The organism is Sneathiella sp. (genome assembly GCF_041689005.1).
In the GTDB taxonomy this organism is placed as follows: domain Bacteria; phylum Pseudomonadota; class Alphaproteobacteria; order Sneathiellales; family Sneathiellaceae; genus Sneathiella.
In genome coordinates this window covers 111,216-126,878 of the sequence record NZ_JBDNHC010000070.1, presented here as the reverse complement: position 1 = coordinate 126,878, position 15,663 = coordinate 111,216, and the positions used below count along the sequence as shown (strand labels likewise).

The 15,663-nt window shown below is 53.4% G+C and carries 17 protein-coding genes and 1 tRNA gene; 7 read left to right on the top strand and 11 right to left on the bottom strand.

Annotated features, from left to right (window positions below; translation table 11 throughout):
* A tRNA-Ser gene (locus tag ACESNI_RS08355) sits at positions 1-90 on the bottom strand.
* Between the two features lie 192 nt (positions 91-282).
* On the opposite strand from ACESNI_RS08355, the gene ACESNI_RS08350 reads away from it, so the two are divergent.
* Positions 283-600, top strand: coding sequence for a hypothetical protein (locus ACESNI_RS08350; protein ID WP_373086080.1), 318 nt, complete (start codon positions 283-285; stop codon positions 598-600).
* Here the strand turns inward: ACESNI_RS08350 and lepA are convergent.
* The 9 genes from lepA to ACESNI_RS08305 form a co-directional block, all read right to left on the bottom strand.
* Positions 597-2,399 carry a translation elongation factor 4 gene (lepA, locus tag ACESNI_RS08345; RefSeq protein WP_373086079.1) on the bottom strand — a complete coding sequence of 601 codons (1,803 nt, stop codon included), beginning with the start codon at positions 2,397-2,399 and terminating at the stop codon, positions 597-599. The genes ACESNI_RS08350 and lepA overlap by 4 nt on opposite strands.
* 57 nt (positions 2,400-2,456) lie before the next feature.
* On the bottom strand, positions 2,457-2,924 hold the full coding sequence (locus tag ACESNI_RS08340; RefSeq protein WP_373086078.1) for a PaaI family thioesterase: 468 nt from the start codon (positions 2,922-2,924) through the stop codon (positions 2,457-2,459).
* A 65-nt stretch (positions 2,925-2,989) separates the two neighbouring features.
* Positions 2,990-5,395 (bottom strand): phenylalanine--tRNA ligase subunit beta, encoded by a 2,406-nt coding sequence (gene pheT, locus ACESNI_RS08335; RefSeq protein WP_373086077.1) that lies wholly within the window; start codon positions 5,393-5,395, stop codon positions 2,990-2,992.
* The gene (gene pheS / locus ACESNI_RS08330) at positions 5,392-6,468 is read right to left on the bottom strand and encodes a phenylalanine--tRNA ligase subunit alpha (RefSeq protein ID WP_373086076.1); all 1,077 of its coding nucleotides are present in this window, start codon (positions 6,466-6,468) and stop codon (positions 5,392-5,394) included. Before pheS ends, pheT begins: the two co-directional genes overlap by 4 nt.
* Positions 6,469-6,559: 91 nt before the next feature.
* Positions 6,560-6,922, bottom strand: a complete 363-nt coding sequence (gene rplT, locus ACESNI_RS08325) for a 50S ribosomal protein L20 (protein WP_373086075.1) — start codon at positions 6,920-6,922, stop codon at positions 6,560-6,562.
* Between the two features lie 12 nt (positions 6,923-6,934).
* The gene (rpmI, locus tag ACESNI_RS08320; protein ID WP_373086074.1) at positions 6,935-7,132 is read right to left on the bottom strand and encodes a 50S ribosomal protein L35; all 198 of its coding nucleotides are present in this window, start codon (positions 7,130-7,132) and stop codon (positions 6,935-6,937) included.
* Between the two features lie 284 nt (positions 7,133-7,416).
* Entirely contained in the window at positions 7,417-7,953 is a 537-nt protein-coding gene (gene infC, locus ACESNI_RS08315; protein WP_373086086.1) for a translation initiation factor IF-3, read from the bottom strand.
* 121 nt (positions 7,954-8,074) lie between these two features.
* Entirely contained in the window at positions 8,075-10,006 is a 1,932-nt protein-coding gene (thrS, locus tag ACESNI_RS08310) for a threonine--tRNA ligase (RefSeq protein ID WP_373086073.1), read from the bottom strand.
* 167 nt (positions 10,007-10,173) lie between these two features.
* Positions 10,174-11,361: a glycosyltransferase gene (locus ACESNI_RS08305; protein ID WP_373086072.1), complete on the bottom strand. Its 1,188-nt coding sequence runs from the start codon at positions 11,359-11,361 to the stop codon at positions 10,174-10,176.
* Positions 11,362-11,382: 21 nt separating this feature from the next.
* On the opposite strand from ACESNI_RS08305, the gene ACESNI_RS08300 reads away from it, so the two are divergent.
* Positions 11,383-12,141 carry an alpha/beta fold hydrolase gene (locus tag ACESNI_RS08300; protein ID WP_373086071.1) on the top strand — a complete coding sequence of 253 codons (759 nt, stop codon included), beginning with the start codon at positions 11,383-11,385 and terminating at the stop codon, positions 12,139-12,141.
* A 311-nt stretch (positions 12,142-12,452) separates the two neighbouring features.
* Here ACESNI_RS08300 and ACESNI_RS08295 read toward each other — a convergent pair whose 3' ends face one another.
* A complete protein-coding gene (locus ACESNI_RS08295) occupies positions 12,453-12,608 on the bottom strand; it encodes a DUF2842 domain-containing protein (protein ID WP_373086070.1) in 156 nt (51 codons plus the stop codon).
* 215 nt (positions 12,609-12,823) lie between these two features.
* Here ACESNI_RS08295 and ACESNI_RS08290 point away from each other — a divergent pair, with 215 nt between their 5' ends.
* The 5 genes from ACESNI_RS08290 to ACESNI_RS08270 all read left to right on the top strand — a co-directional run bounded on the left by ACESNI_RS08290 (position 12,824) and on the right by ACESNI_RS08270 (position 15,634).
* Positions 12,824-13,414, top strand: a complete 591-nt coding sequence (locus ACESNI_RS08290; protein WP_373086069.1) for a polymer-forming cytoskeletal protein — start codon at positions 12,824-12,826, stop codon at positions 13,412-13,414.
* Positions 13,415-13,526: 112 nt separating this feature from the next.
* Positions 13,527-14,102: a sigma-70 family RNA polymerase sigma factor gene (locus ACESNI_RS08285; RefSeq protein ID WP_373086068.1), complete on the top strand. Its 576-nt coding sequence runs from the start codon at positions 13,527-13,529 to the stop codon at positions 14,100-14,102.
* Complete coding sequence (locus ACESNI_RS08280; RefSeq protein WP_373086067.1) at positions 14,099-14,548, top strand: hypothetical protein; 450 nt, start codon at positions 14,099-14,101, stop codon at positions 14,546-14,548. Before ACESNI_RS08285 ends, ACESNI_RS08280 begins: the two co-directional genes overlap by 4 nt.
* A complete protein-coding gene (locus ACESNI_RS08275; RefSeq protein WP_373086066.1) occupies positions 14,535-15,014 on the top strand; it encodes a periplasmic heavy metal sensor in 480 nt (159 codons plus the stop codon). Before ACESNI_RS08280 ends, ACESNI_RS08275 begins: the two co-directional genes overlap by 14 nt.
* The gene (locus ACESNI_RS08270; RefSeq protein ID WP_373086065.1) at positions 15,011-15,634 is read left to right on the top strand and encodes a DUF938 domain-containing protein; all 624 of its coding nucleotides are present in this window, start codon (positions 15,011-15,013) and stop codon (positions 15,632-15,634) included. The genes ACESNI_RS08275 and ACESNI_RS08270 overlap by 4 nt, the downstream gene beginning before the upstream one ends.
* Positions 15,635-15,663: the final 29 nt, after the last annotated feature.

The window sequence follows — 15,663 nt, the reverse complement described above, 5'->3', positions numbered from 1 at the left end:
TGGCGGAGGGAGGGGGATTCGAACCCCCGATACGGTTCCCCGTATACACACTTTCCAGGCGTGCGCCTTCAGCCACTCGGCCACCCCTCCGCATTTTCGCGCCGGAGCGCGAGGACGAGCGGGGAATATACTTGAGGAGGCAGAGAATGCAAGAGGACAAAGCCACACCCGGTAAATAAAGTGATCCTGTATCACCCTCAAATTTAATTGATTCAAAGCCGCTTTATATTCCGGCACTTTCACGCTACTCTAATGCGAAGTCAAAATGGGAGTATAACGCGCGTGATAGTCGGTCGCATTATAGGCTGGATCTTTCTGGCAGCAGCATTCATGGTTCTGGGTCATGATATATTACAATACCTGAATACTGAATCCTGGCACTCCATCCTGCTTGGTGAGTTATGGTATGACCTTAATCCGCGAGGTCTTAACTTTATGCAGGCGATAATTCAGCGGTACGTGCTTGCCGCGCTTTGGGATCCGGTCATAACAACAGTTTTATTATGGCCCGCCTGGCTGGATTTCCTAGTGCCAGGAATTATTCTGGTTGCGATTTTCCACAAAAGGCGCAACCAAAAAAGCAGCAATTTTTCGACCTAGTCGTCGCCCATCTTCAGGGCCGCGAGGAAGGCTTCCTGCGGGATATCGACATTGCCGATGGACCGCATGCGTTTTTTCCCCTTCTTCTGTTTTTCAAGAAGTTTCTTCTTGCGCGTGATATCGCCGCCGTAACATTTTGCAGTGACATCCTTGCGCATGGCGGAAATTGTTTCACGTGCAACAACCTTGCCGCCAATTGCTGCCTGGACCGCAATCTTAAAAAGCTGGCGGGGGATGAGGTCTTTCAGCCGTTCACAGAGCTGCCGACCGCGCCCCTCCGCCTGATCGCGATGCGCAATCATGGCAAGCGCATCCACCGGTTCGGAGTTTACAAGAATGGAAAGCTTGACGAGGTCACTGGTGATGTAGCTATCAAGCTCGTAATCAAAACTCGCGTATCCGCGCGTGACGGATTTCAGCCGGTCATAAAAATCAAAGACAACCTCGTTCAGTGGCAACTTATAGACGACCATCGCCCGGTTACCGGCATAGGTAAGATCCACCTGCACGCCGCGTTTGTCCTCACAAAGCTTCAGTACCTGTCCCAGAAATTCATCGGGAACCATGATCGTCGCCTTGATCCAGGGTTCCTCGATATGGTCAATCTGCATGACGTCGGGCATGTCGGCGGGATTATGCATCTCGACCATGGCTCCGTTCCGCATATGCAGATGATAGACAACCGAGGGAGCCGTCGTGATCAGGTCAAGATTAAATTCCCGTTCCAACCGCTCCTGAATAATTTCAAGGTGCAACAGACCCAGAAAGCCGCAGCGAAACCCGAAACCGAGCGCCGCCGATGTTTCCGCCTCGAATGAAAAACTGGCATCGTTCAGACGTAATCGGCCCAGGCTCGATTTCAACTCTGGGAATTCCGCGCTATCCACGGGGAACAGACCACAGAAAACAACCGGCTGATTAGGTTTAAAGCCGGGAAGCGGCTCTGAGGCGGGTTTTCGATCGTCGGTGATGGTATCGCCAACCTTGGTATCCGCCACCTCCTTGATCGCCCCGGTCATAAAGCCGATTTCACCGGGACCAAGCTCATCAACCACCAGACCTTTCGGCGTAAATACACCGACACGGTCAACGAGATAGCTTGCACCCGTTTCCATCATCCGGATTTTCTGTCCCTTTTTTATGATCCCCGCCCGGACCCTGAAAAGAACGACAACACCAAGATAGGGATCGTACCAGCTATCGATCAGCAGGGCCTGCAATGGGGCCTTACGGTCGCCTTTGGGCGGGGGGATAAGAGCGACAATCGCTTCCAGAACTTCGCTAATGCCAACGCCGGTTTTGGCAGAGACAGGGATAGCCCCGCTCGCATCGATGCCGATAACTTCCTCAATCTGCTCCACGACGCGGTCCACATCCGCCGCGGGCAGGTCGACCTTGTTCAGGATGGGGATGATTTCATGGTTCACCTCAATCGCCTGATAGACATTGGCAAGGGTCTGCGCTTCCACGCCCTGACTTGCGTCCACCACCAGCAACGATCCCTCGCAGGCCGCGAGGGACCGGTTTACCTCATAGGCAAAGTCGACATGGCCCGGGGTATCGATAAGATTGAGGGTATAGGTTTCCCCGTCTTTTGCTGTATAGAGCAACCGAACCGTCTGTGCCTTGATGGTAATGCCGCGTTCGCGCTCAATATCCATGCTGTCGAGAACTTGCTGGTGCATTTCACGCTCATCCAGCCCGCCGCACAGCTGGATCAATCGATCCGCGAGCGTCGATTTTCCATGATCAATATGAGCTATGATCGAAAAATTCCGGATTTTATTCAAGTCGGTCATTTATGCACTTCTGATTCCGCTAATGTGAGCATCCAAGTAACAGGTTTGCGGGCAAATTCAATCGCTAACTTCCGGGCGCGCCAAATCCGCGGAAACATCGTCATAGGCGCCGGTCCCGGACGGAATCTTCATAATCCCCGAACAGCTGAAAACCGTTTTGTCATCGGCTGTCAAAATACAGGTCGCAAATAGCAACTTACGGGTTTGCTTGATGACCTGTGTGCGCCCTTCCAACCAGGCCCCATTTAACGCCGGGGCGACAAAATCGCAGGACATCTGGACAGTAGGTGTGAATTTCTTACTCACGCCCGCAATCGCATGGCCGCCGACCCCGAGTTGCATATCTGCGAACGTCATAAGCATGCCGCCATGACAGATGCCTGCAATATTGCAGTGCTTATCCTCAATACGAAGGCCGAGATAGGCATCCCTCTCGGCCCTTTTCACCATAAGCAGGCCGGTCAGTTCGACAAATCCCACATTCCCTTCGAATATTTTGAACCCGGCAGGCGCATTATTCGTCATTTTTTTCTCCACAACAGAACAAGGGGAACAACCACTATTCCCCTGTCCACGAGATCGCTGCTCTATTACTGACGCAGGCTGCCCCCGCTCGCCTTCTCTACATTCCCGATTATTTTTGCCGCCACGGCGTCAATTTCCTCTTCGGTCAACGTCCGGTCCATGGGTTGCAGACGGACGGACAAGGCCATGGACTTCCGGCCCTCGGCAATATGCTCCCCCTGATAAATATCAAAGATGGAAACATCGGCGACCAGTTTCTTGTCGCTGCCCAGGACAGCGCGAATAATTGTTTCCGCGGCAACATCGACGTCCATCTCAAAGGCAAAATCCCGCTCCACGGCCTGGTAGTCAGAAACGACAAGGGGAGGACGGGCTGTCTCCGCTTTTCCCTTGGGCAGCGGCACATTATCGAGATAGAGCTCAAAGCCGACTACCGGTCCCTTTACCTTCATCGCATCAAGAACGGCAGGATGCAATTCACCGAAGGCCGCTAGCCGGTTTTTCGGTCCCAGCTGCATAACGCCGGAACGGCCCGGATGGAACCAGGCCGGTGCGTCAGTTGCGATCTGTACGGATGACGCAGGACCGCCGATTGCAGCCAACGCTGCGAGGGCGTCGGCCTTGGCATCGAACGCATCGACTTTGCGGCCCGGCCCAGCCCAATGGCGGGGAGACGTCTGGCCGACGCGAATTCCGGCCGCCACCATGAGCTGTCCATCGATCTGATCCGAGTGATATTCCGAGCCGACTTCAAACAGTGAAATATCGGCAAATCCCCGGGCCTGATTACGGCCTGCGGCGGCGATCAGGTTTGGCAAAAGGGATGGCCGCATGGCATTGAGGTCGGCGCTGATCGGGTTGACCAGCACAATTTCATCCGGCACCCCGCCAAACAGGTCGGCCTGCGCCCGTGACAGGAACGACCATGTGACCGCCTCCATCATCCCCCGATTGGCGAGCGCCCGCTTGGCGATCCGTACCCGGCGTTGTGGCAGGTTCACGGAGGGTTTAGCAACGGCATTCAGCGTCGGCAGCGGCACTGCTGGGATACTATCATACCCGTGAATACGGAGTATTTCCTCGACCAGGTCGGCCTCTCCATCGATATCCATGCGCCAGGACGGAACGGTAACCCGGATGAGCGCGCCGTTTTCCTCCGGTGCAAACCCCAGCTTATCGAGAATAGTCACCATCTCCTCAGCCGCGACATCGACGCCACCAAGATCCTTGACCCGGCTTTTGCGCAATTCGAGTGATTTTCGCCAGTCCGGACCTTTGCCCGCGATCACGATATTGCTGGGCTCACCACCACAGAGTTCCAGCACCATGCGCGTGGCGATCTCCATTGCCGGCTCAACGAACGCCGGGTCAACGCCCCGTTCAAACCTATAGCGCGCATCGGATTCGATGCCGAGCTTGCGTCCTGTCATCGCGGTGCGGATGGGATCAAACAGGGCGGCTTCGATGAAGACATTCGTTGTCGCCTCCGTACAACCACTTTCCTCGCCGCCCATTATACCACCAAGGCTGACTCCCCCCGCATCATCAGCGATCATGCAGGCATCAGCATCGACCTCATATTCCTCGCCGTCAAGCGCCAGAAGCTTCTCGCCCTGCTGCGCCAGACGCGAATGAATGCCGCCCTTGATCTTGTCCGCATCAAAAACATGAAGGGGGCGGGCAAGATCGAAAGTAATAAAATTGGTGATATCGACCAGAGCGGAAATCGGTCGAAGACCGATAGCCCGCAGTTTGTCCTGCAGCCATTTCGGGCTGGGGCCGTTCTTTATCCCACGTACGTATCGCCCGACGAATTTGGAGCAGGGCAGCGGCTCAATATCATTGAAATTGAGATGCACGGATATCGGACTGTCAAACGTCCCGGCTATGACAGAGGTATCGAGGGCGATCAAGCGGCCAAACCCACTGGCGGCCAGATCGCGAGCAATGCCGTAAACACCGAGCGCATCCTGGTGGTTCGGCGTAATGGCAATTTCGACAACCGGGTCATCAAGACCGGCGAGCGCCGCAAAAGAGGCGCCAATTTCCGTATCCTCCGGCATTTCGATAATGCCGTCATGTTCGTCGGAAATCCCCATTTCACGTTCGGAGACAAGCATACCGTTGCTCTCGACGCCGCGAATTTTTGTCGGTTTCAGCAGCAGGTCCGTTCCGGGAACGTAGACACCGGATGGCGCAAAGACGCCCTTCATGCCGGTCCGCGCGTTTGGCGCGCCGCAAACCACTTGCACAACCCCATCGCCGGTATCGACCTTGCACACCCGCAAACGGTCAGCATCCGGATGCTGCACCGCCTCAACGACGTAGGCAACGCGAAAGGCGGCTAGTTCCCGAGCCCGGTCGGTGATGGACTCAACTTCAAGACCTATCGAAGTCAGCTTTTCTGACAGCTCTTCCAGCGTCGCATCATATTCCAGATGTTCTTTCAGCCAGGAAATCGTGAATTTCATCGTGACAACCCTCCCCCCAGCGTCGGGACATCCAGGGGCACAAATCCATAATGCTTGAGCCACCGCAAGTCGGCGTCAAAAAAGGCCCGCAAATCAGGGATGCCATATTTCAGCATGGCGATCCGGTCAATGCCCATCCCCCAGGCAAACCCCTGATACTCATTGGGATCAAGACCGCAATGAACAAGAACACGCGGGTTGACCATGCCGCAACCGAGAATTTCCAGCCAGTCATCGCCCTCCCCGACTTTCACGTGATCGCCCGCAAATGTGCATTTGATATCCATCTCCGCCGAGGGCTCGGTGAAGGGGAAATAGGAGGGGCGAAAGCGCATGGTCACTTCATCGAGCTCAAAAAAGGCCTTGCAGAATTCAGCAAGTACGCCTTTCAGGTGGCCCATATGGCTTGTCTTGTCGATCACCAGTCCTTCGATCTGGTGGAACATCGGCGTATGGGTCTGATCAGAATCACAGCGAAAGGTCCGCCCCGGAACAACGATGCGGTGCGGCGGCTTTTTCGATTGCATGGTCCGGATCTGAACGGTCGATGTATGCGTCCTCAGAAGCTGGCGCGAGCCATCCTCTTTCTCTGGCAGATAAAACGTATCATGCATCTGGCGCGCCGGATGCTCAGGAGGAATATTGAGCGCGGTGAAATTATGGAAATCATCGTCGATATCCGGCCCTTCCGCGATATCGAAGCCCATGTCAGCAAAAATCTCGGTGATCTCATCCATGACCTGACTGATCGGATGGATCCTGCCCATGGCTTCGGGCCGGACCGGCAAGGTCATATCAACCCGCTCGGCGGCCAGCTTGTGATTGAGAGCTGCTGCGTTCAGGGATGCTTTCGCGTGGTCAACGGCGTCACTGACAGTCGTCTTCAACTTGTTGAGCTTCGGCGCGATGGCTTGCCGTTCCGTCGGGTCCATCTGTCCGAGGCCCCGCATCATCAGGCTGACGCTGCCTTTTTTACCAAGGGCGGAAATCCGCAAGGCTTCCAGCGCCTCCATATCGGACGCCTTGCCTATGCTTTCCAGCAATTCCAGTTCAAGCTTTTCAATGTCCTGCATTACAACTCGCAAATAAAAAGGGGCCACTACTAGGGCCCCCTTTTAATAAAGTGGTCTACGAAAAAGTCTAGATTTTCGAGGGCCCGGATTATCAGGCTTTGGCGGATGCTTCCGTGGCAGCGTCGACCAAAGCCTTGAAGGCCTCAGGCTCGCGTACGGCAATATCAGCAAGAACCTTGCGGTCCACTTCAATGCCGGCAAGCTTGAGGCCGTGCATAAAGTTTCCGTAAGTCATGCCAAGCTCGCGCGAGGCCGCATTGATGCGTTGGATCCACAAAGCGCGAAAGTTCCGCTTTTTAACGCGGCGGTCACGATAGGCATATTGACCGGCTTTTTCGACAGCCTGAACCGCAACGCGGAAGGTATTTTTGCGGCGGCCGTAGTATCCCTTGGCTGCCTTGATAACTTTTCTGTGGCGGGCGTGCGTGGTGACGCCGCGTTTGACACGTGCCATTGGTTTCTCTCCTTAGCCGTACGGCATAAATTTTTTGACGATCCGGGCATCCGGTTCCGCGAGGATGGTTGTTCCGCGCTGATTCCTGATCTGTTTGTTGGTCCGCTTGATCATGCCATGCTGTTTATTAGCCTGGTTTGCACGAACCTTTCCCGACGCGGTGAGAGAGAAACGTTTTTTGACGCCGCTCTTGGTCTTAAGCTTGGGCATTTTATGGCTTCCTTTAAAGACAGGTTGAAGCGAAAAAGCAGACTCGGCAGCCCCGATTGGCCGGAATGCTCAATGAAGCGAGCGTTATACGCGGGCTTTACCGCAAATACAAGCCTTTTGACTCCCTTTTTCCAACCCATTTCTACGTTGGAAACCAGGGGCCCGGGTGGTGTTGGCAAATCGGCGATAAAGACCGAAAACGTAACGCTTAACAAGCAAAGCAGCCCGGAGGCTGCTTTGGAATTAACAATGGCATCTATTTCGATTGAAACGTCGACACTATTCTATTTCGTCGGCGCGATGACCATCGTCATCTGGCTGCCTTCCATCTTCGGGTGCTGCTCGACTTTCGACACTTCTTCTGTTTCATCACGCACTTTATGAAGCAGTTTCATGCCGAGTTCCTGATGGGCCATTTCACGGCCACGGAAACGCATCGTCACCTTCACCTTGTCGCCGGTCCCGAGAAATTTGTTCACTGCCCGCATTTTGACTTCATAGTCATGCTGGTCAATGTTGGGCCGCATCTTAATTTCCTTGATTTCAAAGGTTTTTTGCTTCTTGCGGGCTTTGGAGGCTTTTTTCTGCGCTTCGAATCTGGCACGGCCAAAATCCATCAGCTTACAGACGGGCGTTTCCCCGGGGGACACCTCTACCAGATCCAGTCCGGCTTCGTCTGCGAGCCCGAAGGCTGTTTGTATCTTCACGAGCCCGATATTTTCGCCTTCATCATTGATCAAACGAACATTTGCAACGTTGATGTCTTCATTTGTGCGTGGTCCGTCTTTCGTTGGAACCGTATTTCTTTGTGGACGAGCTATTTACTTTCTCCTTAAATGATTAATACGTCTGTCATCCTCCATCCATCTAGGAGGTTTCTGACCTTATTCTATATATTTTAACGATTTATTGCCACAGGTTCTTTTGCCGTGCGTAAGCAAATTATTGCCCAGGTACCCGGGCCTCCGCCGCCAGCAACTTAATGGCTTCCTCAAGCGGCAACACCTTTTGGTGCTTTTCCCCCAGTCGCCTGACAGAAATTGTCTGCTCTTCCGCCTCTCGTTTCCCGGCCACCAGCAGCGCCGGAACTTTTGCCAGACTGTGTTCACGCACCTTGTAATTGATCTTTTCGTTGCGAAGATCCAGGCTCGCCCGCAGTCCGGCTGCCTTCACGGCCACCAGCACCTCGCGCGCATACGAATCGGCCTCATCGGTGATTGTTGCAACGACAACTTGTTCCGGGGCCAGCCACAGCGGAAAACGCCCGGCATATTCCTCGATCAGGATACCGATAAAGCGCTCCATTGAGCCAAAAATCGCCCGATGCAGCATGACCGGACGGTGCTTCGCCCCGTCCTCGCCGATGTAGTTCGCACCCAATCGTTCCGGCAGCACGAAATCCACCTGCAGGGTCCCGCATTGCCAATCGCGCCCAATGGCATCAGTCAGCACGAACTCCAGTTTCGGCCCATAGAACGCCCCTTCGCCGGGATTCATGGAATAATTAATCCCCGTTGCCTCAATCGCATCCCGAAGAGAGCCTTCCGCCTTATCCCAGATGGCGTCATCCCCGGCCCGGACCTTCGGCCGGTCAGAGAATTTGACCTTCACATCGGTAAAGCCGAAATCCTTATAGACATCGAGTAGCAGTGCGCAGAAAACCTCGGTCTCTGAGGTGATTTGGTCCTCCGTGCAGAAAATATGCGCATCGTCCTGTGTAAAGCCGCGCACCCGCATGATGCCATGCAGCGCGCCCGACGGCTCATAGCGATGGCAGGAGCCGAACTCCGCCATGCGCAACGGCAAATCGCGATAGCTGGTGATGCCCTGATTGAAAATCTGCACGTGGCACGGGCAGTTCATCGGCTTGAGCGCAAACGTCCGTTCCTCCGACTCCGTGGTATACATATGTTCGCCGAATTTTTCCCAATGCCCCGATGCTTCCCAGAGTTTGCGATCAACGAGCTGCGGGGTCTTGACCTCCTTATAGTCGGCCTCCTGCAACTTATGGCGCAAATACTGCTCAAGGGTACGATAGAGGGTCCAGCCCTTTTCGTGCCAGAACACCATCCCCGCCGCCTCTTCCTGAATATGGAAAAGATCCATTTCCCGGCCAAGCTTACGATGGTCGCGGCGTTCTGCCTCTTCCAGCCGGTTTAAATACGCCTTGAGTTCCTTCTCGCTACGCCAGGCAGTGCCATAGATCCGCTGCAGCATTTCATTCCTGGAATCGCCGCGCCAGTACGCCCCGGCAAGCTTCATCAGCTTGAAGGCATGGCCAAGTTTCTTGGTCGAGGGCAGATGCGGCCCGCGGCAAAGGTCCTGAAAATCCCCCTGCCGGTAAACGCCGATCGGTTGGTCACTGGGAATGGCGCCGATAATTTCCGCCTTGTAATGCTCACCAAGGCCCTTAAAAAACTCGACGGCCTTGTCGCGGTTCCATTCCTCGCGCGTGATCTGTTCGTCACGATCGACAATCTCATGCATTCGTTTCTCGATTTTTTCGAGATCTTCCGGGGTAAAAGGCTCCTTACGGGCAAAATCATAATAAAAACCGTTGGCGATTGACGGGCCAATCGTCACCTGGGTATCCGGATACAATTCCTTCACTGCCTCCGCCAGCACATGGGCAGCGTCATGGCGCAGCAACTCCAGCACCTCATCGCCTTCCTCGCGGTTGGTGACGATTTCAACGGATGTATTCTCAACGAGCGTTGTCCGGAGGTCCTTCATTTCGCCGCCAATACGCAAGGCAAGCGCCGCCTTGGCCAGGCCGGGACCTATATCCAATGCAAGATCTTCCCCCGAAATAGGTTTTTCGAAGGAACGCACGCTTCCGTCCGGGAGCGTAATGTCGATTTTTCCGTTTTTCACTTATTACCATCCATTCCGTGATTCGTTCCCGAGCAACACCCTGCCCTGGATCTGAAATCAATTTGGCGACTGTAGAAATCTAGCGAAGCATGTCAAGTAATAGCCGCCAAACCCGGTCATTTAGCGATGTTTTGGCTAAATGGGTCAGCCGATCAGCACGAAGGATCTCAGTCACTGTCGGCGAGAAGGCTTTCATAAACCCCAATGGTTGAGGCGCACATTTTCTCGATTGCATATTTTGACATGACATGCTCGCGGGCCTGAACGGCAACCGCCTCGCGCGCTTCCACCGGCATATCAAGCGCCGCGGCAAGCGCCGCCGACATCGCATCGATATCGCCAACCGGGACGAGCCAGCCGGTTTCCCCATCAATTATCGTTTCCATGGATCCACCATGGGCGGTGGCGATAACCGGGCGGCCCATGGCCTGGGCTTCAACGGCGATCCGGCCGAATCCTTCCGGCACAGTGGTTGCCGATACCACAACGTCCGACAGCATCAAGGCACCTGCCATATCGTCACAATGCCCCTTAATCTGGACCTTGCCCTCCAGTCCCCGCTGCTGTATCAGCGAATTGAGCTCTGCTGTATAGGCCTCACGCCCTTCGGTGCTTCCAACCATCAGCGCCAGGAAATTTCGATGCTCCAGCCTGGCGAGGGCTTCAATGAAGGTCGTATGACCTTTCAGCCGGGTCAATCGGCCTGGCAGCATAACGACGGGAATATCGTCGGGGAGACTCCAGTCGCGGGCAATCTTGATAACGCGCTCTGCATTTATCGCGGCGGGATTGAATTTCCGGCAATCAACCCCTCGCGGGATAGTTACGATTTTTCCCGGATCGATATTATAATTCTCAAGTATATGGGCCGCGATAAATTCAGAAATGGCGATAACCTTCTCACCCTTCAGCATCACCGAATTGTAGTAATTCTTGAGAAGCCCGCCGCGCGTATAGGCGGCATGGAAGGTCGTAACAAAATGCTTTCTGGTTTTGCGGGCTGTGGCATAGGCGCTCCAGGCCGGCGCCCGGCTTCGTGCGTGAATGATATCGACATCGAATTCAGTGACAATTTGGGCGAGCCGCCCGACATTCCGTCTCATGATCCATGGGTTTTTGGACGCAACCGGAAGCGTGATATGACGCACGCCCATGCGTTTCAATTCCTGCTCCATCACGCCGCCGGAGGAAACAACGATTGGTACCCAGCCCTTCTCCTTCAAGGCGGAGGCCATTTCGATCGTTCCGCGCTCAACACCTCCACCATTCAAGCTCGGCAGAATTTGTAAAACAGTCGGATGATGCCTTTCACTTGCGGGCAAAGGAGTGTTATGCTCAGAACCTAAATTATTCATCAACTGTTTCTACCACTTACAATGACTGAACCGACCTCCCCAAATATGCTGCCCCAGCCCGATGGTCAATCTTTAGCATACCATCATACCGCAGGTTTTTCTCCCGGCATCCTTTTCTGTTCCGGCTTCATGTCAGATATGGAAGGCACCAAGGCGCTCGCGCTTGAAAAGGCGATGACGGATCGCAGGCGCAGCTATACACGATTTGATTACCTCGGCCATGGGCAATCGACGGGACGATTTCAAGATGGAACGATAAGCCGCTGGACGGATGACGCGCTTGCAATTCTCGATAATTGCACGGCCGGACCACAGATCATCGTCGGCTCGTCAATGGGAGGCTGGATCGGGCTGAGAATGGCAATGTTGCGGCCCGAGCGGATTGTCGGGTTTGTTGGTATTGCAGTGGCCCCGGACTTTACCACCCGTATGTGGGACGACATGCCGGATGCAGCTAAAACCACACTAGAGACAACCGGGATATGGGAACAGCCGTCCGAATATTCTGATGAACCGTATCTCATCAGCAAAAAGCTGATCGACGACGGCCCTCGTAATTTTCTTCTGGGCGGTCCAATCAACGTAATCTGCCCCGTGCATCTGCTGCAGGGCATGAAAGATGAGAGTGTGCCCTGGAAGACCGCTCTGCAGATCCAGGAAGCCCTGACCAGCCAGGACGTCATCGTCTCGCTGATCAAGAACGGCGATCACAGGCTTTCCGAACCTGACGACATTGCCCGCCTTATTTTGGCAATCGAACGTCTGGGTGCTCAAAACTAACGCGGTCGCCATCGCTCCTTAATCTGCCGTAAATTAGTCATATTTAATCATTATTTTTACGCTGGTAGCGGGAATCATTCGAAAATACGGCCAAGCGGATACACGGGCGCCATACTTGATTCCGGGTCACGCTTTAAAATCGTTAAAAAGAGTGAATTGACCACTGGAAATCAGCGGGAGAAACACCAAATAGATTGTATAGCTTAGTACAGACGCTATGAACCTTTGCTGATCGTTGGGAAAGTCCCCCTCTCCCATTGAAAGGCAATTTAGCCGGATCGATCCCCCCTCTCGATCCGGCTTTTTATTCCTTAGCGATCAAGGGGTGGCTGCATCCATTTCACAATTTTCATAGCCGGGAAAATCCAGATAACCCCAACGACCGGATAATACACCAATTCCGCCAGTTTACTGTCGGGCAGCCAATTGACGGCAATATACATGCAGAGCAGGCAGTAGACGGACAAAGGACCAGCAAGACTACCAATCCTGTAAATTTTCGAATTTTCATATGAACCCGTCTAATTTATAATGCCCCTGCTTTGAAACCCTATCTGGATATGTTAGCATGCAGAAAGGCGAATCATGGCCATATTGCCACATTTTCGACAAATTGCTATCGCATGGCGGCCATTATTCTATGGCCAATTGATATTTACATAATTCCAGAATAGGAAAATGCATGTTTCAAAAAAAGTCCAAGTTAAGTGACGAAACCGAAGTCACCAAAGTCCCCACCCCCTCAACAGACCAGAAAATCGAAAGCAGGGTAAAGCCTATGACCAGTACTGCCGGCGTAAAAAATTACGGCGCTGATAATGCACTCCGTCCTAAACCAGGCGGATACAATACTGCCCCAGAAGAAAAGAAGGAAGGAAGTCGGCTGCATGTTGGCGCCGATATCCATCTCAAGGGCGAAATAACCTCCTGTGACCGACTGATCGTTGAGGGTAAAGTAGAAGCCTCAATGAATAGTAAGGAAATCGAGATCAGCGAAAGTGGCGTATTTAGCGGCACTGTGGACATCGACACGGCTGACATTTCCGGTAAATTTGAAGGAACAATGCAGGCCCGCAAACGTCTGGTCATTCGCAAGTCAGGACGGGTGACTGGCACCATCAGCTATGGTGAAATCGAGATTGAGCCAGGTGGAGAAATTGGTGGCACATTGAACCGGATTAGCAACAAGGATCAGCCTAGTCTCCTTTCCGAAATGGAAAAAGATGCCGGAAAAAAGGAAGCACAAGCCGACACCGCAAAAGCGAATATGTAGGTCTGCCCTATTCCATCCCCTATAAGATCTCTTTAACCGCGACGGATTTCTGTAGATTGGCCGTATAAGTAGTTGTGAAGGACAGAAAGCAGTGTCCGACAGACCCTAGGTGATGATGCAAAATCTGAGCGAGATTGAAGCGGATGCTGCTCTTATGCAAGAAGTCGCCAGAGGGAGTGCATCCGCCAGCCGTATAGTGGCCGATCAGTATCTTGACGGCTCGTATCGATTGGCTATGCGTATTCTGGGCGAGGCAAGTCTTGCAGAAGATATGGCGCAGGAGGCTTTTCTACGGCTCTGGAAGCAAGCTCCGGACTGGCAGGCCAAGGCCCAGATTAAAACTTGGCTGCATCGTGTCACTCACAATTTATGTATCGATTATTTGCGCAAGCAAAGCCGATATAGTGACGGCGAACTTCCCGATGTCGAAGACCCGGGACCGGATGTGCACCAGTTGAGAGAACAGCGGCAGCTCAGCGATAAAGTTGCCGAAGCCATGCAAAAACTGCCTGCACGACAACGCGTCGCTATTTCATTGGTACATTTTGAAGAATGTGGAAATATAGAGGCCGCCGATATTATGGATATTTCTGTTGACGCGTTGGAATCTTTGCTCGCCAGAGGACGCCGAAAACTGAAGGAGCTGCTATTACCGGTTCGCAGGCTTATGGACGGAGAGATGGGATGAAGGAAGATCAATCGGCAGAACTCAACCGCTTCAAGGCAGTACTTGATGCCTATGGGGCCGATGAAAATCGGTGGCCGGCCGAGGATATTCCAATGATGAACAAGCTGCAAGCCTCGTCAGATGTCGCCCGCAGCCTTCTCCGTCAGGAAGAGAAATTTGATGCCATTCTAAAAAATGAAGCGCAGCTGACAGCACCTTCTGCCCTGTTGGGACGGGTACTGAAAAATGCTGAAGATGCAAATCGGGGATCGATCTTCCGGATCATATGGCCTTTCGGATCTTTTTGGCAGCCTGCGTCAGGGTTGGTCATGGCGGCCTGTGTGGGGATTGTATTAGGGTTGGCGAGCCCGAATATCCTCGACAATGGTGACGACGTCGCCCTCGATGAGCCGAGTTTTAACGGCATAGTAATGTACGATCTGGAGATCAGCAATGACGATGTCTAAATCCAGGATCCTGTCACTTGCCCTGATTGTCTCCCTCGCGGTCAATGTCATCATTGGCGGCTTCATCGCGACCCAGTGGATTGACTACGGAATGGGGAAAAAGCACCACGGCGGGTATCATTTTGACCGCCGCGCCGCGGTTGCAACATTGGGCGACAAGGAAAAGGGTGAGTTTCAGGAAATTTGGGATACTCGACGGGATCTTTTGCGGCCTTACTTTCGGGATTACGGCCAGAACCGACAAAAACTTGCGGAGCTTTTCAGCGCGGATACCCTGAATCTCGCAGAAATTGAAGCCACCTTTTCCAGCATGATCGACACGCAGATGCAGATTGAGAAACTGTTGCACGTGACATTGCTGGAGATTGCCAAAACACTTCCCCCTGACCACCGGGAAGCTTTTTTTAAGGAAGGCTATCGTTCGCTAAAAAAACATCGCAAAGCCGATAAAGATCGTCAGGAATGATCGATAAGCGGCAGTATTCACCGTCTGCAGAACGCAACAGGGGACCGATACTGGAAGCCATGCGCGGCTATTTGCCGGCAGCCGGGACAGTTCTTGAAGTTGCCAGCGGATCGGGGGAACATGCCGTTTACTTTGCACCGCAGATTGCGCCGCTCAAATGGCAGGTAAGCAATCTGGACCGCGCGCAGCTCGACAGCGTTCAGTCCTGGATTACGCATTGCCCGGCCGATAATCTGTTGTCACCGATATTGCTGGATGCAACGGCCGAAACCTGGCCGGTTGAGACTGATGAATATCCGGGAAAGCCCGTTACCGCTCTCTTTAATGCAAATATGATCCATATTTCCAGCTGGAACGTGACTGAGGGCTTGTTCGCAGGCGCGGGGCGGATCCTGCCGCAGGGCGGGCGGATGTTTCTTTACGGTCCCTACAGGGTCAATGGTGCCCAGACATCCTCCAGTAACGTCGAGTTCGAAGTCTGGCTAAAATCCCTAGATCAAGAGTTCGCCATACGGGACCAGGAACAGGTTATCTCTGAAGCGAAAAAAAACGGGCTCACGCATCTCAACGCCCTGCCGATGCCCGCGAATAATTTTCTCCAGATATTTGAAAAACGCTGATATTCCGGCGGAACCACATAAAAAAAGGG